Below are 22,141 nucleotides of genomic sequence, written 5' to 3' on the forward strand. Positions count from 1 at the left end.
TCATTCCAGCGCTTAGGTGCGCTGGAATGCGTAGACTGAACCTAACTTAAGGATTTGTGTCAGTTCATCCAAAGCGCTACGAGACTCTTCTAACAGCGCAGGATCACGCAGGTCGTCCACGGCCAATTCATCACGATAATGTTTATTAACCCACTGATTAAGCCGCTCAAACAGTTGATCTGACATTAGACAATGTTGGTTCGCCGCCTCCAGTTCTGAGTCATTTAGTGCCACTCTTAAACGCAAACAGGCAGGGCCGCCGCCGTTACGCATACTTTGTTTGACATCAAAGAACTCAACCCGCTGAATCGGTCCGCCGCTGCTGACAAGTTCTTGTAAATAAGCGTTAACTCGCTCGTTCTCCTGGCAATCAGTCGGTGCGACAATCGTCATTTTGCCATCAGGTGGGGTGATCAACTGAGTGTTAAATAAGTAGGTTTTGACCGCATCCTCGACACTCACCTGATCGGTCGCAACTTTTATAAAGTGTAACTCGCTGTCGCCAAATTTCTGTTGGATTTCAGCCAGTTTAGCGTCGGTGTCGGAAAACGCCTGCTCGTGATAAAACAGCACATTCTGATTGCCAACTGCGATAACATCATTATGAAATACGCCCTGGTCGATGACATTTGGATTCTGTTGTAGGTAAACCGTATTGTCTTCTGATAAACCATGCAAACGGGCAATTGCTTCACTGGCCTCATACGTCTGCCGCGCCGGATAGCGGCTCGGCGCCGGCTTTGAAGAGTCAAATGCGTAGCGTCCATAAACAAAAACTTCGACCCCTGCATGACCGTATTCACGACATAAACGAGTATGGTTGGCTGCTCCTTCGTCGCCAAAGTGCTCGTTGTCCGGTAAATGTTGGTGATGCTGAAAATACCGTTCGTTGCCGAACATGGCTTGTAAAATACGACCGCTGGTCTGCGGTTCTAACGAACGGTGGTATTTATTGGTTAAGTTAGCCGGAGTAAAGTGCACCTTGCCGTTCGCCGTATCCGCACTGGGTGATACAGTAGCGGCGTTCGCCGTCCACATACTGGAAGCAGAGCATACCGCCTGAAATATAGCCGGCGCCTGAGTCGCTGCTTTGTACAACACTTCGGCGTCAGTGCCAGAGAAACCCACGCGGCGTAAGGCAAAAATATCGGGACGTTCTTGCGGAGCTAACACGCCCTGTTTCATGCCCATGTCATGCAACGCTTTCATTTTCCGCAATCCCTGAAGGGCTGCATCTTTAGGGCTGGAGGATGACTTTGCGTTGGCTAATGAGGCAACGTTACCAAAAGATAACCCGGCATAATTGTGGGTTGGGCCTACCAGGCCATCGTAGTTTACTTCGAAATGTTGCATGGTCACGTTCGGGCGCTCCTATTGATAGTGCGTCGTTGATGATCGATTTTTACCTATTATACGTTGTTAAAAGCAGCTTGTAAGCCTTTATTTTTGCGGGGTATGGAGAGAAAAGTGAGAAATGACTGTTTATGTCAGTTGTGCGAATTTTTATCAAATTAGCATGCAACGGTTGTTTCTCGCGTCGATTACCGATATACCTAAAAAAAGAAAAACCGGCCAAGTGACACTTGCAATCACAGGCGTAAATACTTATATCGTCGGTCATACATCACTAAGAGAAGCTAAAGTTTATGGCGAAATCGCTCGTTATTGTCGAGTCCCCGGCAAAAGCCAAAACCATTAATAAATATCTGGGCAAGGACTTTGTGGTCAAGTCCAGTGTGGGCCATGTGCGAGACTTACCCACTAAGGCGGTAGAAAAAGTACCGAGCAAACCGGCCGCGGAAATCCGTAAAATGGAGCCGAAAGCAAAGGAACGCTACCAAAGACAACGCGACTATAAACGTTTAATTGCTCGTATGGGGATTGATCCGGAGCATGACTGGGAAGCGCACTACGAAGTACTGCCCGGTAAAGAAAAAGTCGTGAAAGAATTAAAGCAGCTCGCGAAAAAGTCTGACGCCGTTATTCTGGCAACGGATTTGGACCGCGAGGGGGAAGCAATAGCCTGGCATTTAAAAGAATTAATTGGTGGTGAAGATACCCGCTATCAGCGCGTTGTTTTTAATGAAATCACCAAGTCGGCAATTCAAGATGCGTTTAAACACCCAGCGGAACTTAATACCGATCGCGTTAACGCTCAACAAACACGGCGTTTTCTGGACCGTGTGGTCGGTTTTATGGTGTCCCCGTTGCTGTGGAAGAAAATTGCCAGAGGGCTCTCGGCTGGTCGGGTACAGTCGGTAGCCGTGCGACTTATCGTAGAACGAGAGCGAGAAATAAAAGCGTTCGTTCCGGAAGAATATTGGGATGTGTTTGCCGATCTGACCACGCCACAAAAAGACGACTTGCGCATGCAAGTCGCCAAGCAGGCGGGTAAAAGTTTCAAACCGGTCAACGAAGAGCAAACGCAGCAAGCGTTAGAACTTCTCAAGCAAGCTCAGTATCGGGTGGTTTCACGCGAAGACAAGCCGACCAGCAGTCGTCCGTCAGCGCCGTTCATTACATCGACCCTGCAGCAAGCCGCCAGTACTCGCCTAGGGTTTGGTGTGAAAAAGACTATGACCATGGCACAACGGCTCTACGAAGCGGGGCACATTACCTATATGCGTACTGACTCGACCAATTTAAGTGCCGATGCAGTGGCAGCTTGTCGTGGTTTGATCGAGGATCAGTTTGGAAAAAGTTATTTGCCCGAGCAACCGAACAAGTATGGTTCGAAAGAGGGCGCGCAGGAGGCTCACGAGGCCATTCGACCGTCTGACGTTAATTTAAAAGCCGAGCAGTTAAGCCAGATGGAACGTGATGCGCAACGCTTGTACGAATTGATTTGGCGCCAGTTTGTCGCTTGTCAGATGGTGCCGGCAAAATACACCAGTACCACGCTGACGGCCGAAGCCGGTGAATTTGAGTTGAAAGCTCGCGGTCGGGTTATGAAGTTTGCCGGCTGGACCAAAGTGATGCCACCTTCAAGCAGCAAGAAAGACGGTGATCAATTGTTACCGGATGTTGGTAAAGGCGATTCGCTTGACTTACAGACGCTTGATCCACAGCAGCACTTTACTAAGCCGCCAGCACGATACAGCGAAGCCGCTCTTGTTAAAGAGCTGGAAAAGCGCGGTATTGGCCGACCATCGACCTATGCATCGATTATTTCGACGATTCAGGACCGTGGCTACGTAAAAGTTGATAACCGTCGGTTTTATGCCGAAAAAATGGGAGAGATTGTCAACGATCGCCTGATTGAAAACTTCAGCGAATTGATGAATTACAACTTTACTGCGGAAATGGAGCAGGCGCTGGATGATATCGCTGCCGGCGAGCGCAACTGGAAGCAAACGCTGGATAAGTTCTATGAGGACTTTAAAGAACGCCTGGAAAAAGCTGAGCTAGAGCCGACAGAAGGCGGTATGCGCGGTAATCCGCCAGTACTGACCGATATCGACTGTCCCGAATGTGGCCGTAAAATGGGTATTAGAACGGCTTCTACCGGCGTGTTCTTGGGCTGTTCAGGCTACAACTTGCCGCCTAAGGAACGCTGTACCAAGACACTAAATTTGGTGCCGGGTGAAGAAGCGGTCGAAGTAACCAACGAAGAAGAGGCTGAAACCGAGGCGCTGCGAGCTAAAAAGCGGTGTCCGAAGTGCGGTACAGCCATGGACAGTTACCTGATTGACGAGCAACGGAAATTGCACGTCTGTGGTAATAATCCAACCTGCGACGGGCATTTGGTTGAACAGGGTACATTCCGGATTAAAGGCTATGACGGTCCCACCATTGAGTGCGATAAGTGTGGCTCAGAAATGCAGTTAAAGTCCGGCCGTTTTGGTAAATACTTCGGTTGCACCAATAGTGACTGTAAGAATACCCGAAAATTGTTGCGTAGCGGCGAACCTGCGCCACCCAAAGAAGATCCAGTTCCGTTACCAGAGTTACCCTGCGAGGACTCTAATGCGTACTTTGTGCTGCGTGATGGTGCGTCAGGCATTTTCTTATCGGCAAACACCTTTCCCAAGTCTCGTGAGACGCGCGCGGTAACGGTTAAGGAGTTGGCGCGTTTTAAAGATCGGCTCCCTGATAAGTTTAAGTACTTAGCCGAAGCGCCTCAACAAGACGACGACGGTAACGATGCCATTGTCCGTTTTTCACGGAAGAGTAAAGAGCAATATGTTGTTACCGAAGTGAATAAAAAGCAAACCGGCTGGAAAGCTTTTTATAAAGACGGAAAATGGCAAATCGACAGTAAGTAGCCAATATCTTACAGCAGCTGTCGGTGGAATGAGCTAGCGGTTAGCGGAGCTCCTTTCTACAGTAGATGAGTGTCACGAAGACACGGTCAACTGGACAAGGAGGTCCGATGAAGTCACAGCGCAGTTATTCCCGGCAGTTGCTTGGCTGCTGTAGTTTCATTTTGTTGGCAGCCCCGGTCGCATCAGCGGCGGGGCTTTCTTCTTGTCAGCCGTTGTTGCACGCGAAGCCATCGTTCGCCAGTATTGGCTCAACGTCTGATGTTGCGCAACCCGTATCGTTACAGTTGTTGCCGGGTCAGCTAGAACCCCAAATTCGTCGTTTATTGAAAGAGCACCTGGCGATCAAGGTGCTGGACTGGCAAGCCTCGCCACACCACCAATGGCCGACGAAACATATTATCAATGCCCAAACCTGGGCTGAGCTGCTGCGTCGCGTGCTGCAGCCTTATCAATTACAGCTTGTAATGCATCCGAATCAAAGTGCGGTTGTTCGCTATCGTGATGGATCAACGAGCTAATGCACCGCTTAGTTCTGATAGTACTGGTTGCTATGCTCAGCGCTGCTTGTGTCAATGATCCGCAGCAACTGTTGCGTCAGGCTGATGCTTTACAGCAACAGCAGCATGCGCAACTGGCTCAGCAACATCCCTATCAGCGATTACCGAAAGCTGTCGATACGGTGGTTTTTAGTGATAACTTTTATGTGCCGGCGATAGACCCGGAACTCATTGCTAAACCCGCCTGGTATTCCCAACGAGTAGCCGCCGATATGCGCGGAGTACCTTTGTTAAAAGCATTGCAACAGTTACTAAGTCCGCTTGGTGTCAGCGTCTATATTGCTGACGAAGTGGATACCGAGAGGTTGGTGTTTACCGATCAAGATACCAGTGTCGGAGGTGTATTAAACTGGATAGCTAATGCTCAACAATTGATCATCGAACCCTATAAAGCTCGGGTAGAAGTTAAGCAACTATCGGTGCGCCAGTTTGATGTTTCCTTTCTGGCCGGGGATACACGCTTTATGCTCGGCGAAGATGGCACTCGCGGTAGCGTTGCAAAACGCACCAACGTCGACCATAGCTTTACTCAAGACTCTAATCAATACCTTAACTTCGCCTCACAACAATTGTCTTTATGGAGTGACTTAGAGCGGTCCCTGAAACTGCTCTTGTCCAGCCGTGGTGAATTAGCCATTAATCAAAGCTCTACCTCAGTCGTGGTTAAAGACACGCCAACTGTGATTGCGGCAGTCGCTGATTATATACATCAATTAAACAGCAACCTGACGCGACAGGTTGCTATCGATGTGCAGGTTATCGAAGTCAATTTTGATGACAGTGAACAATACGCAGTCGACTGGAATCTGCTAAGAAATGCAGATGGTGTGGGTCCAATCACCGAACTTTCCTCGGCGGTGGCTGGTAATTTCGGCGCGCCGTTACAATTTGGTTTACAAAAAACCAGTGGCCGTTTTAATGGCTCTCAGCTGTTTATTGATGCGTTGCAACAACAAGGACAGGTGCGAGTTAGCCATCATCCGCGAGTATTGACCTTAAATAATCAGATTGCCCGGATACTGGTTGAGGACGAAACCAGTTATTTAGCTTCCTCAGGGACCACCAGCACGCCAAATGTTGGAACTGAGCAGTTGTTGTTACCGGGCAAAGTGACGACCGGTTTTGAATTGTTTTTGTTACCAAAAGTACAGCAACGGCAGGTTATTTTACAATTATCTTCAAGTCTCAGCGCATTGCGTGGAATCGACTCTGTAAGCTCCGGCGAACAACGTATTCAGACGCCAAGAACCTCACGCAAAACCTTTTTCTTAAAAGCAATGGTCGGCCATCAGCAAACCTTATTGTTGTCAGGCCTTCAACACTCGCGAAGCGAAGCCGCAGAACGCAAAGGAATATTGAGCTGGCTGGCCGGAGGCAGCACCCAACAATCAATAGGTAACAGCGAGACCCTGTTGTTGTTAACTCCCCATATTGTTGGTGAGGGGGTCTAATGCAGCCTAATGTTGCGTTATTCAGAGAGTGTTGGGGGACTAAGCGTCCGGCGGTTAAAAACTTAACTCGACGAGCTAAGCAGATGGGTTATGACCACTTACAACTGCATAAGATTGCAGATAATTGGTGGTTAAGTCTGGCGGCAGAGCCTTGTTGTGACTTTGTGTTGGCTCTATCAGCAACTATCACCAGCGATGGCAGCTATGCCATTGTCGCACAACATATCGATGGGCCGGTGTTTATCCTTTGGTCGAACGGACGTTTAGAAAGTATTCAGCAACAGCCATTAGCAATGCTGCTAAATACGATGACAGGTCTGCCGGGGCAGACACGTTATTTAAAATCGGGAAGTCTGCCAGCATTACCTGATTGTTGGGACTCGGCGACCGAACTAACGGTTGATTGCTCAGCTTCACAGCTATTGCCATTAAGCAAAGTAAGGCAACTGCCTGCTTATAAAAGCTCCCGGCAGAAATGCCTGGTTGCGCTGGTATTACTGCCTGTAGTTCTGCTCGCAGGATACTTTTACTGGCAGAATGAGGAAACAGGGGAGCCAGTGCAGTCAACCCTACCGGGGGCAGCAGCGGATAAATTGCGCTTATTGGAACCGACCGCTGTGTTATTGGCGTTTGTGCGTTATACCGAACAGTCTGTGCTTGGAGCCTGGCGGCTGCAACAGGTTAGGCTACAAAACACCGACGGCAGTTATGCAACTGCTCAGGCAACTTATCAAGGGCAGCCGCCGTTGGGCTGGTACCAATTAAAAGATGATTACGCTCTAGCGGATAATAACCGATTGTTAATTGACCACGTTGCACGTATACCCACACTTAAACTATCGGCAGCATTGGCCGTTTCCGCCAACCAAAGTGTTTCGGCGTTGCACCGGCAGCTACTCCTTAATCCGCAACCAGGCATTTCATTACATCAGCAAGGGTATCGGTTACAGGTAACCTGGGCTGATGTCAGCCCGGCTCAGCTAATCGTTCTGGCGGAACGTTTAGCTAATAGGTCATTAACGGTTGAGCAAGGTCATTTAGAGCCGTCTGTTTTAGGTTGGAATGGTTCGCTGACACTGGCGCCGGGTCAAGCAATAGTAGTTACTGACAAGGATCGACGCAATGAAACGTAAGCGCTTTTTCGGAGTGGGCATGAGCCTGTTGATGGCGGCTAATGCGGCAGCCGAAGACGGCTTGCCATTAAAGCTCAGCCAGCAGTGGCAACAGCTAACTCATCAGCATCAACAGGTTCAGTTACAGATTCAGCAACAACGACTGGCTAACGAGTTGGCCCAGCTGCAACTGGATTATGCCAAGTTGCGCCGGGAACAGGCACAAGTTGCCGGCACTGAGCAGCGCTCATCAGCGGTCGTTAATGACAGCGAAAACCAAAGCCAATTAGTTAGCGAGGTTCGTTTTAATGAAGTTCGGCTTAGTTTATTCAGGCGTCAGCAGCAGTGGCGTTGGCAGCGCTCAGTCAATAACACTGGAGAGCAGTCAAGATGACGACTAACTTGTTAAACACTCGCGAATTACAAGGCTCTATTATACCGCCGATGTTACTTGATTATTGCCTTGAGCTTTCAGAAAAATGGCGGGCTAATGCGCAGTCCGATCTGGCGATTATGGCAACCGAAGCGGGTATGTTGGTCTGTTCACCTCCAGTGCCAAGGCAGGCCAGCTTAGAATTTAATAATGTTAAACAGTTGCTGTCGGAACGCTTGCAAAAAGAGGTGGTGACTGCTTACGCAAGCGCTGCCAATATTCGTAGCTTACTGCACGAGGCGGATCGAGACGGTAATCAGCAAAGCGGTCGCGAGCCGGGAGTGGGTGTCGCTGATAAAACTCGAGCTCAGCAAACCTTGATTGATTTAGTCAGCGAGGCGGTAACAATGCAGGCGAGTGATATTCATTTGCGCTTTACGCCGGTCATCGCACATATTAATTTTCGAGTAAAAGGGCGGCTGGTTGGTGCCCAGCGTCGTAGTCGTGAAGCTATGGTTGAGTCGATTGCGGCAACACTTAATACTTGCAGCGATGATTATCGAGACGTTTTTAATGAACAAAGCTCTGACAGTGCCAGTATCGATCTGTTGCTGCCCGCAGCTGGAAACGGCAATCATAGTGACGCGCAAAAAGTTCGTTTACGACTGCAAAAGTCGCCGTTAAATAATGGTTTTGCGGTCACCTTGCGCATCTTGCCGGAGCGCTCTTATCAGTCATTGCAGTTTGATCAACTGAATATGCCGGGAGATGTGCAGGCCGCTATTCATCAGTTGCTACAACAACGGCATGGGTTAGTACTGATTGTTGGCGCTACCGGGCATGGCAAGACAACATCGTTAGCCGCTTTGAACGGTTTGTTTGGAAACGATAAAAAGGTGATCTCGCTGGAGGATCCTATTGAGATTGTGCAGCCGTTGATTGAACAACGGTGGGTCGATGCTCAAACTGATAGTTTTGCTGAGCATATTAAAATTGCATTACGCGAGGATCCAGACGTAATTTCAATTAGTGAAATCCGCGATACCGGCACGGCTCAGGCGGCGGTGACAGCCGCATTAACCGGTCACCTGGTTACCGCAACGTTGCATGCACATGACTGTATTGGAGCCATTCAGCGGTTGCAAAACCTTGGTATTGAACTCAACGAATTGATTGCCGAGGGCGTTTTACAGGGAATTATTGCACAGCATCTTGTACATCAACCTGAGCGAACTTGTCTGGTCGCTGAGTACGTGATGATAGATTACCCGGCGCGGCGGTATTTACGCCGGGGAGATTATAACGGCTGGCGTCAACACCTGTTAGATCATGGCTGGTTATCGATAGCTCAGCGTTGGCGGGAACGAGGTTTTAGCACCGCCGCGATGGCTGAACAAGCCCAGGTTTATCATTATCATGCGGATGGTCCGGTTGGACGTTAATCGTTGGTCACGCCGCCGGCAGTGGCAGTGGGTAGAAGACTACTGTCATTGGCTGCAGGACGGCTGCAGTCCGCTGCAAGCGGCTAAAGCGATGCAGCTAAGCGCTGAAGAATACGACCTGCAACGGGAGCAACAGTTGGCACAACGGCTTTATCATTGCTTACGACGTGGGCTGCCGTTAGTTACTGGCTTACAGGGGTGGCTCGATCGTGAGTTGCTGCAAGTGTTTGCGCTCGGTCAACAAAGCTACTGTTTAACGGAGTTGTTGACTCAATATCAGCAGTTTCAGCAGCAGCGGCAACAGTTAATCCTAAAGCTATGGCGGCAGCGATTGTATCCATTATTTATATTGTTGGCGGTGCTAACCGCCATGACTGTTGCCGGTACCTCTTATTTTCCGAGACTACTGAAATATGTCGATCAGATCACGCCTGGTTGGGCGGTCGCTATCGTTGTGCAGTTGGGGGAATGGTTACTGCGCTGGGGTTGGCTAGCTGCTGTTACTGTAATTGGTGTGTTTGGATTGTACCAATGGATAGGTCAGAACTGGATTTCGACCCGGCGTTTTAAGTTCGAGCGCTTTGGTCTATTTGCTTATCAACGGGCACTAACGGCTGTATGGATAACGCAAATGGTGGCACTGATGTTACGTCACCGGTTAAGTCTGCAGACAACGTTGCAACGCTTGCAGCCATTGTCGACACCCTACGCACAACACCATTTGCATTGTATGTCGCAGCGACTGGCGCGCGGCGAACAGCAATTGGCCGAAGTTATGAGTACCGGACTGTTAACGCCGCAGTTGCTTTTCCGGTTGCGCAATAGTGGCCGCCAACAGGCTGTTGTGGAAGGCTTGTGGCGCACGGCACTGCGCAGTAGTGAGAGCATCGAGCGAGGACTTATGCTGCGGCAACGGATTATGCTGACGGCTTTATACAGCACGATTATTATTCTTATGGTTATTCTTATTCAGGCTTCCGGGCAGCTGATGATGGCTATCCTGATGAGTTAATCCAGTGGGTGTTGCAATTAATTTATTCAACAAGGAGTGTTTGTAAAATGAAACAACAATATCTGACCAAGGGCTTTACCTTTATTGAAGTACTAGCGGTGTTAAGCATTATTGCGATAGCCACACTAGGGACACTGGTGCTAAGAGATTGGGCGGTCTCGAATGCGCGTGTATCAGAAGCTAAAAGTATGATTACCACCTTACAATCCGGGGCCCAGATGTGGCGGCCTAATACCGGAATTTATACGGGCATTAGTATCACTGAACTGACTACCATTGGCGCGGTGCCGGAAACCTGGGGTGATGGGGTTGAGAAAAATCCCTGGGGTGGTGATGTTAGCGTTGCGCCAGATGTTGGTGACTTAACTAGATACACGGTGACCCTTAGCGGCGTGAGTTCATCGACAGAGGGAGAGCGTCTAGTAAGGGAGTATTCGAATACTGCGGTAGTTGCTAGTTATACGTCTGAGTCTTTGACGATAACCTTCCAAGGCTAAGATGCCCAACCAAGGCTACAGCTGGGTGTCACTGCTGGCGGCTCTAGCCATTGCCGCCTCGCTTACCAGTGGCTGGCTGAGTCTTTGGCAGCAACAGCATTTTTTACAACAGGTTCAGCATTGGCGACTGCAGCTTTTACAGCTGCAGCAGGCACAACGAAATCATTTCCAACAGTTTGGGCAGTTTGCTGATTCACAGCAGCAATTAGTGACAAATGGCTTGCTCAGCGCGCGCAGCGATAGTCCGTTCGCGACCGCCTGGCAATTTACCGCACAACAAAATATTTTGTTGATGAATACCACCATTAACCTAAATTCGGTTGAATTGCTGATGAAGGATTTTAATGGCTATTTATGGCAAGCCCCACAGTTAACCGTGAAAGTGGTGGGCTATGAGCAACCTTAACGGCTGGTGTTATATCTCTCGGCAGCGGGCACAGGCAATAACCGAATTTATTATTGTGTGGCCAGTGTTACTGCTGGCGCTGTGTATGGTACTGCAACTTTTTTTGGTGTGGTGGGCTCAGCAAACCCTGGATACTGCGACGCAATATGCAGTGCGGGCAGGTGCTATCAATCACGGCCAGCAAGCAAAAATGGAGATGACGTTAAGCGCGGTAATGGCGGGTATCAAGCCACAATTGAGTCAGGATAACCCGGTTGTTGCGGCATCCCAGGCGATCGCGCGCCAGCGACTGCACTTTACTGATTACGGAAAATTAAAGCGGCTGACGCCAACCCAAGTCCATATCGATAAATTTTCGCAACTCCGGTGGGACCCGGATATTGGCAACTTTGTTAACGAAATTGCGGTTGATCATTACCAGGCGCGACTGGCGAAAAACGCTGATCCGGAGTGGGCAGCAGCACGGCGTCTTAAAATCACCACGGAATGGTGTTTTGATTTACAAATACCGTTCGCTGCTGAATTTTTGGGATTAATTGCCCGCGACCGCGGGCAATGTCTTATCGGTAATTTGGCGTCGCGACCGCAGTGGGCGCTAACTAGTGCCGCTGAACATGAGCTGTTAAGCGGCTTTCGGCAGCGCTAGTCGTGATAGTCAACGCAGGCCTGTAAGGTGTTCTCGATCAATGAAGCAACCGTCATTGGGCCCACGCCGCCAGGCACGGGGGTAATCCAGCCAGCACGCTCGGCTGCTTGCTGATACTGGACATCGCCTGTTAACTTTCCATCGGGTAAGCGGTTCATACCAACATCGACCACCATCGCTCCTGGCTTAATCCAGTCGCCGGGGATAAACTCCGGCTTACCAACGGCGACCACCAGAATATCAGCGCGGCGAACATGTTTTTCCAGATCGTTAGTAAAACGGTGGCAAACGGTGGTGGTTGCTCCGGCCAGCAATAATTCCAGACTCATGGGTCGGCCGACAATATTGGAAGCACCAACGACCACCGCATTCAAACCGTGTAAGTCCACTTTGGTCGACTCCAGTAGGGTAATGATACCCTTGGGGGTACAGGGGCGAAGTGCTGGAATGCGTTGAGCCAGGCGACCAATATTGTAAGGATGGAAACCATCGACGTCTTTATCCGGGCGGATGCGCTCCAGGATGGGGGTTGCATCCAAGCCTGCTGGTAATGGTAACTGCAGTAAAATGCCGTCAACCGTTGGGTCTTCATTGAGTTGGTCGATCAGAGTTTCTAATTGCTGCTGGCTGGCATCGGCGGGTAAGTCATGATCGAAAGATTTAATCCCGACTTGCTCGCAGGCGCGGCGTTTATTACCAACATACACTTCCGATGCCGGGTCTTTACCGACTAGCACGACTGCCAGCCCGGGCATACGTTGACCACTGCTGATGCGTTCAGAAATTTGTGACTTAACAGTTTCGCGAACGGAAGCGGCAATTGCCTTTCCATCAATTATTTGTGCGGACATCTGTTTTTGGTTCCCAGAAGTTGAGGAGTTAACAAGCAATATGGCATTTATTTGGGGCTCTAGTTTACGTTTTTTACCCAGACTTGTCACTGACCGCAGTAAAAACCACCAGCTTGCTGCAAAAGTAGCCAGTTGGCGGTTTAATCGCAAAAAGTGTTTGACGAGCTATGCCGCAACAGGTAATATTCGCCCCCGTTGTCGGCCCTCAGGGTCAACACACGTTTTATAAGAGTTTCGGCGATTAGCGCAGTTTGGTAGCGCACTTGGTTTGGGTCCAAGGGGTCGCAGGTTCAAATCCTGCATCGCCGACCATTCTTACAAAACGGACGGTTGCAGGTATGTTCGATATGCGCCCGTAGCTCAGTTGGATAGAGCAACGGCCTTCTAAGCCGTCGGTCGCAGGTTCGAATCCTGCCGGGTGCGCCAGAACGCGCCATAAAAGAAAGCCAATCAGTGGTGGGTGTAGCTCAGTTGGTAGAGCCCCGGATTGTGATTCCGGTTGTCGTGGGTTCAAGTCCCATCATCCACCCCACTTCCTCTTTCTGCAAGTTAAAGAACATAGTTGTCGGCGATTAGCGCAGTTTGGTAGCGCACTTGGTTTGGGTCCAAGGGGTCGCAGGTTCAAATCCTGCATCGCCGACCATTTCTTACTGATCAATCAAGCCTTTATTTGCGTATCCATTGATAGCAACCTAGACTATTATTTATAGTGTTTAATCAGATGGAGGTCGCCATGACAGATTTTGAAGCCCGTATGCGTAACCCAGCAAGTAAATTTGCTACCCCGGAAGAAGTGCTTAACCGTGATGACTTTAGCAAACAGCAAAAGTTAGACATTCTAAAGCAATGGCGTTACGACGAATACGAAACGGAAGTCGCTGATCAGGAAAACATGGCAGCTGACCATCCCGATCGATTAGGTGAAATCAATAATCTCATTATAAAACTGCAGGAGTCATAAGCCTCCTGTTTCGCTAAACCTCGTTGTTTTTTATTAAGGTCGCGTCAGGCACGCGACCGACTTCCGAAATTTCTTCTGTTAGCTCTCGACTCTCGTTGCTTACCTCGCTATAATGCTGCGTCATTTTTTAAGGTCAACGCCGTTGTTACGCCGACTTTTAAATAAACGAAAGGCGAACGACATTCATTGATTGAAACCGAGGTAATGAAGCAATGCAGGTTTCTGTAGAGACAACTCAAGGTTTAGAACGTCGCGTGACTATTTCGGTCCCGGCGGACACGATTGATAACGAAGTAAAACGTTTACTGAAAGAAGAATACCGCCACCGCCGTGTGAATGGTTTCCGTAAAGGGAAAATTCCTCCACACGTGCTGCAGAAGCTATTCGGCCGTGAAGCTCGTTCGCGCGCTGCTTCTGGGGTAATGCAGAGCAAGTTTTACGAAGCGGTCATGCAGGAAAACCTAAACCCAGCAGGCGCTCCGGCGATTGAACCTAAAGTAAATGAACCGGGCAAAGATTTAGAGTTCACGGCAACGTTCGAAGTCTATCCAGAAGTCGAAGTGAAAAATCTGGATAAAGTTGAAATTGAAAAGCCAGCCGTTGAAGTTACTGACGAAGATGTCGACAACATGTTAGACACTCTGCGTAAGCAACACGCGGGCTGGAAAGAAGTTAAACGCAAGTCGAAGAAAGGCGACCGCGTTACTATGGACTTTGTTGGTTCTATCGACGGTGAACAGTTCGAAGGCGGTAAAGCCGAAGACTTTCAGCTGGAATTGGGCGAAGGCCGCATGATCCCTGGTTTCGAAGACCAAATCAAAGGCATTAAAGCGGGTGAAGAAAAGTCTATCGAAGTGACTTTCCCGGAAGATTACCACGCAGAGAACCTTAAGGGTAAAGATGCCCAGTTTGATGTTACTGCGAAAACTGTAGAAGAACGTGAGCTGCCTGAGCTGGACGACGAATTCGTTGCCTTGTTCGGGGTAAAAGAGGGCGGCGTTGAAGCGTTGAAAACCGAAGTTCGCAAAAACATGGAACGCGAACTGAGTAACGCTGTTAAAGGTAAAATTAAAGAGCAGGTGTTGAAAGGCATCGTTGAACAAAACGACGTTGACCTGCCAAAAGCAATGGTTGATCAAGAAATCGACGCGTTGCGTAAACAAGCGGCGCAGCGTTTTGGTGGCAATGCTGAGCAAATGCCTGACTTACCGGCAGAGCTGTTCGAAGAACAAGCAAAAGAGCGGGTAAAAGTTGGGTTGTTGCTGGGCGAAGTTATCCGCAAGAACGAGATGAAACCTGACGACGAAAAAGTGGATCAGATCATCGCTAATGCAGCGTCAGCATACGAAGATCCGGAAGAAGTTGTTACTTACTACAAGTCTAACAACGACATGATGCAACAGGTTCGTAACCTGGCTCTTGAAGAACAGGCAATTGATTTTGTTCTGCAGCAAGCCAAGGTGATTGATAAAGAAGCGAACTTTGACGATATCATGAACCCTAAGCAGTAATAACCGCACGGAATCCTTGACGGAGTCCGGCAGTGCTTGGTTTAATGGCTCGTATGACATCATACGAGCCATTTTTATTTCAGGAGCATTTATTTAATGTCTAGCGATATTCAGGATCCGATGGCACAACTCGTTCCAATGGTGGTCGAGCAGACCTCAAAAGGCGAACGTTCTTACGATATTTATTCACGCTTATTGAAAGAGCGGGTTATTTTTTGTTGTGGTCAGGTAGAAGACCACATGGCGAACCTTATTGTCGCCCAGTTACTGTTTTTAGAATCGGACAATCCGGATAAAGACATTTATCTCTATATCAATTCGCCAGGCGGTGTTGTGACCGCAGGTATGGCTATTTACGACACCATGCGCTTTATTAAGCCCGACGTCAGCACTGTCTGTATGGGGCAGGCGGCCAGCATGGGCGCGTTCCTGCTAGCCGGGGGCACTAAAGGTAAGCGTTATTGTTTGCCAAATTCTCGAGTGATGATTCATCAGCCGTTAGGCGGTTTTCAGGGGCAGGCATCGGATTTTGAAATTCATGCGAAACAGATTTTGGATCTGAAAGAGCGCCTAAACCGTATGTTAGCGGAGAACACCGGACAAGATTATGACAAAGTGGCGCGCGATACCGATCGCGATCACTTCCTTGCTGCCGAAGAGGCCATTAAATATGGTTTGGTGGATGGTGTATTAAATAAGCGTGGCGAAGAGTAGTAGGAGAAAAGCATGACCGATAAAACCGAAGGTGAAGGCGAGAAGCCGTTGTATTGCACCTTTTGCGGTAAAAGTCAGCATGAGGTTAAAAAGCTGATTGCGGGTCCTTCTGTATTTATCTGTGATGAATGCGTAGACCTGTGTAATGATATTTTGAAAGAAGAAATTCAGGATATCGCGCCGGCAGCCGACCATGAAAAATTGCCGGTTCCTAAAGCGATTCGGGAAAATCTTGATGACTATGTGATTGGTCAGGATCGTGCAAAACGGGTTCTTTCGGTCGCTGTTTATAACCACTATAAGCGCCTGCGCAATAAAGGCAAAAGCCACGACGGCATCGAGTTAGGAAAAAGTAATATCCTGCTGATAGGCCCAACCGGCTCTGGTAAAACGTTCCTTGCTGAAACCATGGCCCGTTATTTGGATGTGCCTTTTACGATGGCCGACGCAACCACGCTAACCGAAGCCGGTTATGTGGGCGAGGATGTTGAAAACATCATTCAAAAACTGTTGCAAAAATGCGATTACGATGTGGAAAAAGCCGAGCGCGGTATCGTCTATATCGATGAGATAGATAAGATCTCGCGTAAATCAGATAACCCATCGATCACTCGTGACGTTAGTGGTGAAGGGGTTCAGCAAGCGTTGCTAAAGCTAATTGAAGGCACGGTTGCATCCGTACCGCCGCAAGGAGGCCGCAAGCACCCTCAACAAGAATTTTTGCAGGTTGATACCTCGAAGATCCTGTTCGTCTGTGGTGGTGCTTTTGCTGGACTCAGCAAAGTTATTGAACAGCGTTTAGCAACAGGCACTGGTATTGGTTTTGGCGCCGACGTTAAGAGCAAAAGCCAGGATGAGGAAGGCAAAATCGTATCAAAGGTGGAGCCGGAAGATTTGGTGAAGTATGGTTTAATCCCAGAGTTCATCGGGCGTTTACCCGTCCTGGCAACATTAGACGAACTTGATGAAGACGCATTGGTTGAAATTTTAAGCGCACCTAAAAATGCGTTAACTAAACAGTATTCAGCATTGTTCGAAATGGAAGACGTAGAGCTTGAGTTTCGTGAAGATGCACTACGCGCTATCGCAAAGAAAGCAATGGCGCGTCGCACTGGCGCCAGAGGCCTGCGCTCTATCGTTGAAGACGTATTGTTGGGCACGATGTACGAATTGCCGTCCATTGAAGGCGTGGTTAAGGTGGTTGTTGATGAATCTGTCATTGCAGGCGAATCAGACCCTATCTTGATTTATGCCAATCAAGCGAAGGACAAGCAAGCTTCGGGCGAATAAGTCGCCAAAACAGCCCAAAAAACATGCAAAAAAGGGCCTTTTGGCCCTTTTTTTCTGCCAAGGATTGAACTTTGCTGTTCAGACCGCATATAACAGATATAACCAAGGTCGGGAGAAATTAATGAGCGAAGAACGAACAGAACAATTACACATGCCCGTTCTGCCGTTGCGAGATGTCGTGGTGTACCCGCATATGGTGATTCCACTGTTTGTCGGGCGCGAAAAGTCTATTCGCTGTTTAGAAGCGGCAATGGACGCGGATAAAAAGGTATTTCTAGCAGCGCAGAAAGATGCATCGGTTGATGAACCCAACGAGGATGACATATATCGGGTCGGTACCGTAGCAACGCTATTGCAACTGTTAAAATTGCCGGATGGAACGGTAAAAGTGTTGGTGGAAGGCCAGCAACGTGCACAGTTAGATGAACTACAAGACGATGACGATTATTTTAAAGCATCGATCCATTATTTAGCCTCTGAAGAAATGCCTGAGAAAGAGCAGGAAGTGATGATTCGCTCAGCAATGAATCAGTTTGAGGGTTACGTAAAGCTAAATAAGAAGATCCCTCCCGAGGTACTAACCTCGCTGTCCGGAATTGAAGACTGCGACCGGCTTGCAGACACAATGGCCGCGCATATGCCGTTAAAGCTGGCTGACAAGCAGCATGTGCTGGAAATCACCGATGTGCGTGAGCGTGTTGAATATTTGATGGCGCTGATGGAAGGTGAAATCGACATTTTGCAAGTTGAGAAACGCATTCGCAGCCGCGTTAAGAAGCAAATGGAGAAAAGCCAGCGCGAATATTATCTGAATGAGCAAATGAAGGCGATTCAGAAAGAGCTGGGCGAAGGCGAAGACGGTGTCGATGAATTTGAACAGTTACAGAACAAAATTGACGACGCGCAAATGCCGGCAGAAGCTCGTAAAAAGGTTGAAGCTGAGTTATCGAAATTAAAAATGATGTCACCCATGTCGGCCGAAGCTACGGTAGTTCGTGGTTATATCGACTGGATGGTATCAATTCCGTGGAAGAAGAAATCACGGATTAAAAAAGATTTAGCCAACGCTGAAAAAATTCTTGATGCAGACCACTATGGTTTGGAAAAAGTTAAAGAACGCATCATTGAATACCTGGCCGTGCAGCAACGTACGACCAAAGTGAAAGGTGCTATTTTATGCCTTGTCGGGCCGCCGGGTGTGGGTAAGACCTCATTAGGGCAATCAATTGCCAGAGCCACTGGCCGTAAATATGTACGCATGGCGTTGGGTGGTGTGCGTGACGAAGCTGAGATACGCGGACATCGGCGTACCTACATTGGCTCAATGCCAGGTAAGCTGATTCAGAAAATGTCAAAAGTTGGCGTACGCAACCCGCTGTTTTTGCTGGATGAAATTGACAAGATCTCCAGTGACATGCGTGGTGACCCGGCATCAGCGCTACTAGAAGTGCTGGATCCAGAACAAAACATCAACTTTAACGATCACTACTTAGAAGTTGATTACGATTTGTCGGATGTGATGTTCGTAGCAACCTCTAACAGCATGAATATTCCAGCACCACTATTAGATCGGATGGAAGTTATTCGGCTGGCAGGTTACACAGAAGATGAAAAGCTGAACATTGCGAAAAGCCATTTATTGCCTAAACAAATTGAGCGTAATGGGCTTAAAAATAAAGAAATTACTGTAAAAGATGACGCTATTATAGGCATCATCCGTTATTACACCCGCGAAGCCGGGGTACGTAACTTAGAGCGCGAATTGTCTCGCTTATGTCGTAAAGCAGTCAAAACTATTTTATTGGATAAATCGATAAAGCATGTTGAAGTGAATCAGGATAACCTGTCCGACTACCTGGGCGTTCAGCGGTTTGACTATGGTAAAGCCGAGGAAGAAAACCAGATTGGCCAAGTTACTGGTCTGGCATGGACTGAAGTCGGTGGGGATTTGCTGACCATAGAAGCGACGAATGTGTCTGGTAAGGGAAAAATCACCTCAACCGGGTCCCTGGGCGACGTGATGCAAGAGTCTATCCAAACCGCCTTAACCGTGGTTCGCAGTCGTGCCGATAAACTAGGTATTGCTGACGACTTCCATGAAAAACGTGATATTCATGTGCATGTGCCTGAAGGAGCAACTCCAAAAGACGGACCGAGTGCGGGTATCGCTATGGTGACCTCGTTAGTTTCGTCGTTAACTAAGATTCCGGTTAAGTCTGAGGTCGCTATGACTGGCGAAATTACTTTGCGCGGTGAAGTATTAGCTATCGGTGGTCTTAAAGAGAAGTTGCTGGCCGCTCATCGCGGTGGCATCAAGCATGTTTTGATTCCGAAAGACAATGAACGTGATTTAAAAGAGATTGCTGATAATGTTAAGCAGGATCTGACGATTCAGCCGGTACAGTGGATTGATGAAGTGCTAGCCGTTGCATTAGAACGGAACCCTATGGATAACTAGTACTAAAGTGCTATAGCTCTTTCCGCAAAAAACGAGCCAATGCGGCCTATGGCAAAGAAATTAGCCTGTAGGCCGCATTTTTTCGTTAAAAAATTAAAAAAAAGGGTTTTCAAACGAAACCACTGTGGTAGCCTAAGAATTAAAGCTATTGCTGGCGTTAGTTGTAGCCAGACGGCTGGACAGGAAAAGTTCGGAAAGAATGGTGTTGAACATTCAAACTAAGCTTGATATAACAATTTTGGCCCATTTAAAAAATCCGAATGGAACCACGGAAATTTGATAATAACAATCGAAGGGGATGATACTGTGAATAAGTCTCAGCTAATTGACAAAATCGCGGCGGGTGCAGATATTTCAAAAGCTGCTGCTGGTCGTGCACTGGACTCAATGATTGATGCAGTAACCGAAGCACTGAAGAAAGGCGACCAAGTCGCGCTAGTTGGTTTTGGTACTTTTAGCGTTCGTGATCGTGCAGCTCGCACTGGTCGTAACCCGCAAACGGGTCAAACGATTAATATCGCAGCAGCTAAAGTACCTGCATTCAAAGCCGGTAAAGCTCTGAAAGACGCAGTAAACTAATAAGAGCGCTAATGCGCTTTTTTTATTAGATATTGAACATTTAATAACCCGGAGTTTAAAACTCCGGGTTATTTTTTTGTTGAAAGGGTGAGTTTTACGCCTGTTTAGATATAATGTCCCGTCGATAATTAAACCACGAAGGAAGTTCTGATTATGTTAGAGCGGATACGAGAAGGATCGCAGAGTTTTGGTGCGAAAGCCGTTCTGGTACTGATAATACTGACCTTTGCGTTAGCCGGTGTCGGTAGCTATGTAACTGGTGGAGCCGAATCCACAGTAGCAGAAGTTAATGGTGCGGAAATCACCCAAACGGAATATGACCGGGCTTATGAAAATGAGCGGAGCCGGATGCAGGAACAGTTTGGTGACATGTTTGATGCTATTAGTTCTGATCCGGGCTACATGGAAACGGTCCGTCGAAATGTTCTGAATCAGTTAATAGAGCAACAATTACTGTTGCAATATGCACGCGATAACGGCATGCGTATTTCGTCAGCTCAGGTGAAACAGGAAATCCGTGATATTCCGGCGTTCCGAACTGCCGGTGAGTTCGATAATGACACATACCTAATGGCGTTGCGTAACGCAGGCTATACCCCTGAAAGTTTTGCTAATCTGATGCAAGATGATTTGCTTCGCAATCAATTACTGCAGGCATTAGCGGGTAGTGAGTTTGTGCTTGATGCCGAAGTATTAGCGCTACTGCGATTGCAACAACAAACCCGTTCAGGTGGTTACCTTATCGCTAACAATCAGGACTACGTCGATCAAGTAGAACTGAGCGAAGCAGATATCGAAAACTACTATCAAAGCAATACTCAGGCGTTTCAATCTCCTGAACGCATTCAAGTGGCGTATGTGGAGTTGTCACAAGCGGACTTAATGTCTGAGGTTGATATTACTGACGCTGATGTTCGTGAGTTTTACGAGCAACGTCAGAATCAGTATCGAACCGAAGAAGAGCGACGCGTTTCGCATGTACTGGTTGAGTATTCAACTGAAAATGCGGAACAAAAAGCGCAAGAGGCGTTGGCTAAAATTGAAGCCGGCGAGAGTTTCGCCGAAGTTGCCGAGCAATACTCTGATGATACATTCTCCGCTGAAGCAGGCGGTGACTTAGAGTGGGTAGAGCAGGGGATGATGGATGAAGCTTTCGATGATGCAACGTTTGCACTCGAAAATGTCGGTGATACCACCGGGTTGGTTGAAACCAGTTTTGGCTATCACATCATAAAATTAACCGATCTGCGTGCCGGAACGGTGACACCGTTTGACGAGGTAAAAGACGAAGTTCGCCAGCAGCTGGTCGAGCAGCAGGTAGAAGACCGTTACTTTAAGCTGCAGCAGCAGTTAGCAGAGATTAGTTTTGAACAGCCGGACACTCTAGAACCTGCCGCCGAAGCAATTAATGAGCAAGTTCGTAGAACCGATCTGTTTACGCGTGACCGGGCGCCTACGCCATTGAGCGATGATGTTATTTTGAATAATATCTTTTCCGACGGCTTAATCGATGAGCGCTTGAACAGTGATGTTATCGAAACCTCAGATGACCGCTCACTAGTGGTGCGGGTAATGGAGCATCAACCACAGCGAACTAAGGATTTAGCTGAGGTGCGGTCGCAGATTGAACAGCAGCTGCGTACCGAGAAAGCACAACAGTTAGCACTGGAACAAGCTCAGCAGTGGCAACAACAGTGGTCCGAACGTCAGGCCGATGCCAAGCTACTGGATAGCGTAACGATGAACAATCAGGAGCACCCCAGAGGCGTTGTCAGGAATCTTTTCCAGATGCCACCAATGGCTAGTGACGAGGCAAACCTGAAAGCGGTCGAACTAGCGAATGGTGACGCAGCTGTTATCGCTTTAACAAAAGTGACTGAGGGTAATGCGGAGTTGGGTGAGCAAGCGCAGCAGGTTCGTAACCAACTGAACAACAGACAAGCCCAAGTGTTACTGCAGGCCTTTATTGATACACTAAAAGAAGATGCTGAGATAATTCGTAGCAACTAGTCATCA

At 48.3% G+C, this 22,141-nt stretch carries 19 protein-coding genes and 4 tRNA genes; 21 read left to right on the forward strand and 2 right to left on the reverse strand.

From position 1 onward, the window contains the following. Positions 1 to 12: 12 nt before the first annotated feature. Positions 13 to 1,353: an N-succinylarginine dihydrolase gene (gene astB / locus CWI81_RS01245; protein ID WP_126784434.1), complete on the reverse strand. Its 1,341-nt coding sequence runs from the start codon at positions 1,351 to 1,353 to the stop codon at positions 13 to 15. Between the two features lie 293 nt (positions 1,354 to 1,646). Between astB and topA the strand changes: the two genes are divergently transcribed. The 10 genes from topA (at position 1,647) to CWI81_RS01295 (ending at position 11,761) form a co-directional block, all read left to right on the forward strand. Then, positions 1,647 to 4,265 (forward strand): type I DNA topoisomerase, encoded by a 2,619-nt coding sequence (topA, locus tag CWI81_RS01250; RefSeq protein ID WP_126783427.1) that lies wholly within the window; start codon positions 1,647 to 1,649, stop codon positions 4,263 to 4,265. A gap of 107 nt (positions 4,266 to 4,372) precedes the next feature. Then, entirely contained in the window at positions 4,373 to 4,783 is a 411-nt protein-coding gene (locus CWI81_RS01255) for a hypothetical protein (RefSeq protein WP_126783428.1), read from the forward strand. Beyond that, positions 4,783 to 6,273: a hypothetical protein gene (locus tag CWI81_RS01260; RefSeq protein ID WP_126783429.1), complete on the forward strand. Its 1,491-nt coding sequence runs from the start codon at positions 4,783 to 4,785 to the stop codon at positions 6,271 to 6,273. Before CWI81_RS01255 ends, CWI81_RS01260 begins: the two co-directional genes overlap by 1 nt. Continuing rightward, positions 6,273 to 7,406, forward strand: coding sequence for a hypothetical protein (locus CWI81_RS01265; RefSeq protein ID WP_126783430.1), 1,134 nt, complete (start codon positions 6,273 to 6,275; stop codon positions 7,404 to 7,406). The genes CWI81_RS01260 and CWI81_RS01265 overlap by 1 nt, the downstream gene beginning before the upstream one ends. Next, positions 7,396 to 7,779, forward strand: a complete 384-nt coding sequence (locus CWI81_RS01270) for a hypothetical protein (protein WP_126783431.1) — start codon at positions 7,396 to 7,398, stop codon at positions 7,777 to 7,779. Before CWI81_RS01265 ends, CWI81_RS01270 begins: the two co-directional genes overlap by 11 nt. Continuing rightward, the gene (locus CWI81_RS01275) at positions 7,776 to 9,200 is read left to right on the forward strand and encodes an ATPase, T2SS/T4P/T4SS family (RefSeq protein WP_126783432.1); all 1,425 of its coding nucleotides are present in this window, start codon (positions 7,776 to 7,778) and stop codon (positions 9,198 to 9,200) included. The genes CWI81_RS01270 and CWI81_RS01275 overlap by 4 nt, the downstream gene beginning before the upstream one ends. Then, complete coding sequence (locus CWI81_RS01280) at positions 9,190 to 10,212, forward strand: type II secretion system F family protein (protein ID WP_157983286.1); 1,023 nt, start codon at positions 9,190 to 9,192, stop codon at positions 10,210 to 10,212. Before CWI81_RS01275 ends, CWI81_RS01280 begins: the two co-directional genes overlap by 11 nt. A gap of 47 nt (positions 10,213 to 10,259) precedes the next feature. After that, a complete protein-coding gene (locus CWI81_RS01285; RefSeq protein WP_126783434.1) occupies positions 10,260 to 10,709 on the forward strand; it encodes a type II secretion system protein in 450 nt (149 codons plus the stop codon). A gap of 1 nt (position 10,710) precedes the next feature. After that, positions 10,711 to 11,115: a hypothetical protein gene (locus CWI81_RS01290; protein WP_126783435.1), complete on the forward strand. Its 405-nt coding sequence runs from the start codon at positions 10,711 to 10,713 to the stop codon at positions 11,113 to 11,115. After that, positions 11,102 to 11,761 (forward strand): TadE/TadG family type IV pilus assembly protein, encoded by a 660-nt coding sequence (locus tag CWI81_RS01295; protein ID WP_126783436.1) that lies wholly within the window; start codon positions 11,102 to 11,104, stop codon positions 11,759 to 11,761. The genes CWI81_RS01290 and CWI81_RS01295 overlap by 14 nt, the downstream gene beginning before the upstream one ends. On the opposite strand, the gene folD is transcribed toward CWI81_RS01295, so the two are convergent. Then, positions 11,758 to 12,612, reverse strand: coding sequence for a bifunctional methylenetetrahydrofolate dehydrogenase/methenyltetrahydrofolate cyclohydrolase FolD (gene folD / locus CWI81_RS01300; RefSeq protein WP_126783437.1), 855 nt, complete (start codon positions 12,610 to 12,612; stop codon positions 11,758 to 11,760). The genes CWI81_RS01295 and folD overlap by 4 nt on opposite strands. Positions 12,613 to 12,847: 235 nt before the next feature. On the opposite strand from folD, the gene CWI81_RS01305 reads away from it, so the two are divergent. From CWI81_RS01305 to CWI81_RS01355, 11 genes are all read left to right on the forward strand, one after another. Beyond that, positions 12,848 to 12,924: transfer RNA gene (locus CWI81_RS01305), tRNA-Pro, on the forward strand. A 37-nt stretch (positions 12,925 to 12,961) separates the two neighbouring features. After that, positions 12,962 to 13,038 (forward strand) — tRNA-Arg (locus CWI81_RS01310). 30 nt (positions 13,039 to 13,068) lie between these two features. Continuing rightward, positions 13,069 to 13,144 (forward strand) — tRNA-His (locus tag CWI81_RS01315). A gap of 34 nt (positions 13,145 to 13,178) precedes the next feature. Beyond that, positions 13,179 to 13,255 (forward strand) — tRNA-Pro (locus CWI81_RS01320). Between the two features lie 90 nt (positions 13,256 to 13,345). Then, a complete protein-coding gene (locus CWI81_RS01325) occupies positions 13,346 to 13,573 on the forward strand; it encodes a hypothetical protein (RefSeq protein ID WP_126783438.1) in 228 nt (75 codons plus the stop codon). Positions 13,574 to 13,785: 212 nt separating this feature from the next. Further along, a complete protein-coding gene (gene tig / locus CWI81_RS01330; RefSeq protein WP_126783439.1) occupies positions 13,786 to 15,084 on the forward strand; it encodes a trigger factor in 1,299 nt (432 codons plus the stop codon). Between the two features lie 96 nt (positions 15,085 to 15,180). Then, positions 15,181 to 15,798: an ATP-dependent Clp endopeptidase proteolytic subunit ClpP gene (gene clpP / locus CWI81_RS01335; protein ID WP_126783440.1), complete on the forward strand. Its 618-nt coding sequence runs from the start codon at positions 15,181 to 15,183 to the stop codon at positions 15,796 to 15,798. Positions 15,799 to 15,810: 12 nt separating this feature from the next. Next, positions 15,811 to 17,088, forward strand: a complete 1,278-nt coding sequence (gene clpX / locus CWI81_RS01340) for an ATP-dependent protease ATP-binding subunit ClpX (protein WP_126783441.1) — start codon at positions 15,811 to 15,813, stop codon at positions 17,086 to 17,088. A 121-nt stretch (positions 17,089 to 17,209) separates the two neighbouring features. Continuing rightward, positions 17,210 to 19,546, forward strand: a complete 2,337-nt coding sequence (gene lon / locus CWI81_RS01345; RefSeq protein WP_126783442.1) for an endopeptidase La — start codon at positions 17,210 to 17,212, stop codon at positions 19,544 to 19,546. A gap of 282 nt (positions 19,547 to 19,828) precedes the next feature. Further along, positions 19,829 to 20,125 (forward strand): nucleoid-associated protein HU-beta, encoded by a 297-nt coding sequence (hupB, locus tag CWI81_RS01350; protein WP_276567839.1) that lies wholly within the window; start codon positions 19,829 to 19,831, stop codon positions 20,123 to 20,125. 153 nt (positions 20,126 to 20,278) lie between these two features. Then, positions 20,279 to 22,135, forward strand: coding sequence for a SurA N-terminal domain-containing protein (locus tag CWI81_RS01355; protein ID WP_126783444.1), 1,857 nt, complete (start codon positions 20,279 to 20,281; stop codon positions 22,133 to 22,135). The last annotated feature ends 6 nt before the right edge of the window (positions 22,136 to 22,141 follow it).

It is taken from the genome of Idiomarina seosinensis (assembly GCF_003987275.1).
GTDB lineage: Bacteria > Pseudomonadota > Gammaproteobacteria > Enterobacterales > Alteromonadaceae > Idiomarina > Idiomarina seosinensis.

Bases quoted from the DNA above. Each gene is read 5' to 3' on its own strand.
- CWI81_RS01255 (WP_126783428.1), top strand. From the start codon at position 4,373: ATGAAGTCACAGCGCAGTTATTCCCGGCAGTTGCTTGGCTGCTGTAGT.
- clpX (WP_126783441.1), top strand. From the start codon at position 15,811: ATGACCGATAAAACCGAAGGTGAAGGCGAGAAGCCGTTGTATTGCACC.
- tig (WP_126783439.1), top strand. From the start codon at position 13,786: ATGCAGGTTTCTGTAGAGACAACTCAAGGTTTAGAACGTCGCGTGACT.
- CWI81_RS01290 (WP_126783435.1), top strand. From the start codon at position 10,711: ATGCCCAACCAAGGCTACAGCTGGGTGTCACTGCTGGCGGCTCTAGCC.
- CWI81_RS01265 (WP_126783430.1), top strand. From the start codon at position 6,273: ATGCAGCCTAATGTTGCGTTATTCAGAGAGTGTTGGGGGACTAAGCGT.
- CWI81_RS01285 (WP_126783434.1), top strand. From the start codon at position 10,260: ATGAAACAACAATATCTGACCAAGGGCTTTACCTTTATTGAAGTACTA.
- lon (WP_126783442.1), top strand. From the start codon at position 17,210: ATGAGCGAAGAACGAACAGAACAATTACACATGCCCGTTCTGCCGTTG.
- CWI81_RS01270 (WP_126783431.1), top strand. From the start codon at position 7,396: ATGAAACGTAAGCGCTTTTTCGGAGTGGGCATGAGCCTGTTGATGGCG.
- astB (WP_126784434.1), bottom strand. From the start codon at position 1,353: ATGCAACATTTCGAAGTAAACTACGATGGCCTGGTAGGCCCAACCCAC.
- folD (WP_126783437.1), bottom strand. From the start codon at position 12,612: ATGTCCGCACAAATAATTGATGGAAAGGCAATTGCCGCTTCCGTTCGC.
- CWI81_RS01260 (WP_126783429.1), top strand. From the start codon at position 4,783: ATGCACCGCTTAGTTCTGATAGTACTGGTTGCTATGCTCAGCGCTGCT.
- CWI81_RS01295 (WP_126783436.1), top strand. From the start codon at position 11,102: ATGAGCAACCTTAACGGCTGGTGTTATATCTCTCGGCAGCGGGCACAG.
- CWI81_RS01275 (WP_126783432.1), top strand. From the start codon at position 7,776: ATGACGACTAACTTGTTAAACACTCGCGAATTACAAGGCTCTATTATA.
- clpP (WP_126783440.1), top strand. From the start codon at position 15,181: ATGTCTAGCGATATTCAGGATCCGATGGCACAACTCGTTCCAATGGTG.
- CWI81_RS01325 (WP_126783438.1), top strand. From the start codon at position 13,346: ATGACAGATTTTGAAGCCCGTATGCGTAACCCAGCAAGTAAATTTGCT.
- topA (WP_126783427.1), top strand. From the start codon at position 1,647: ATGGCGAAATCGCTCGTTATTGTCGAGTCCCCGGCAAAAGCCAAAACC.
- CWI81_RS01355 (WP_126783444.1), top strand. From the start codon at position 20,279: ATGTTAGAGCGGATACGAGAAGGATCGCAGAGTTTTGGTGCGAAAGCC.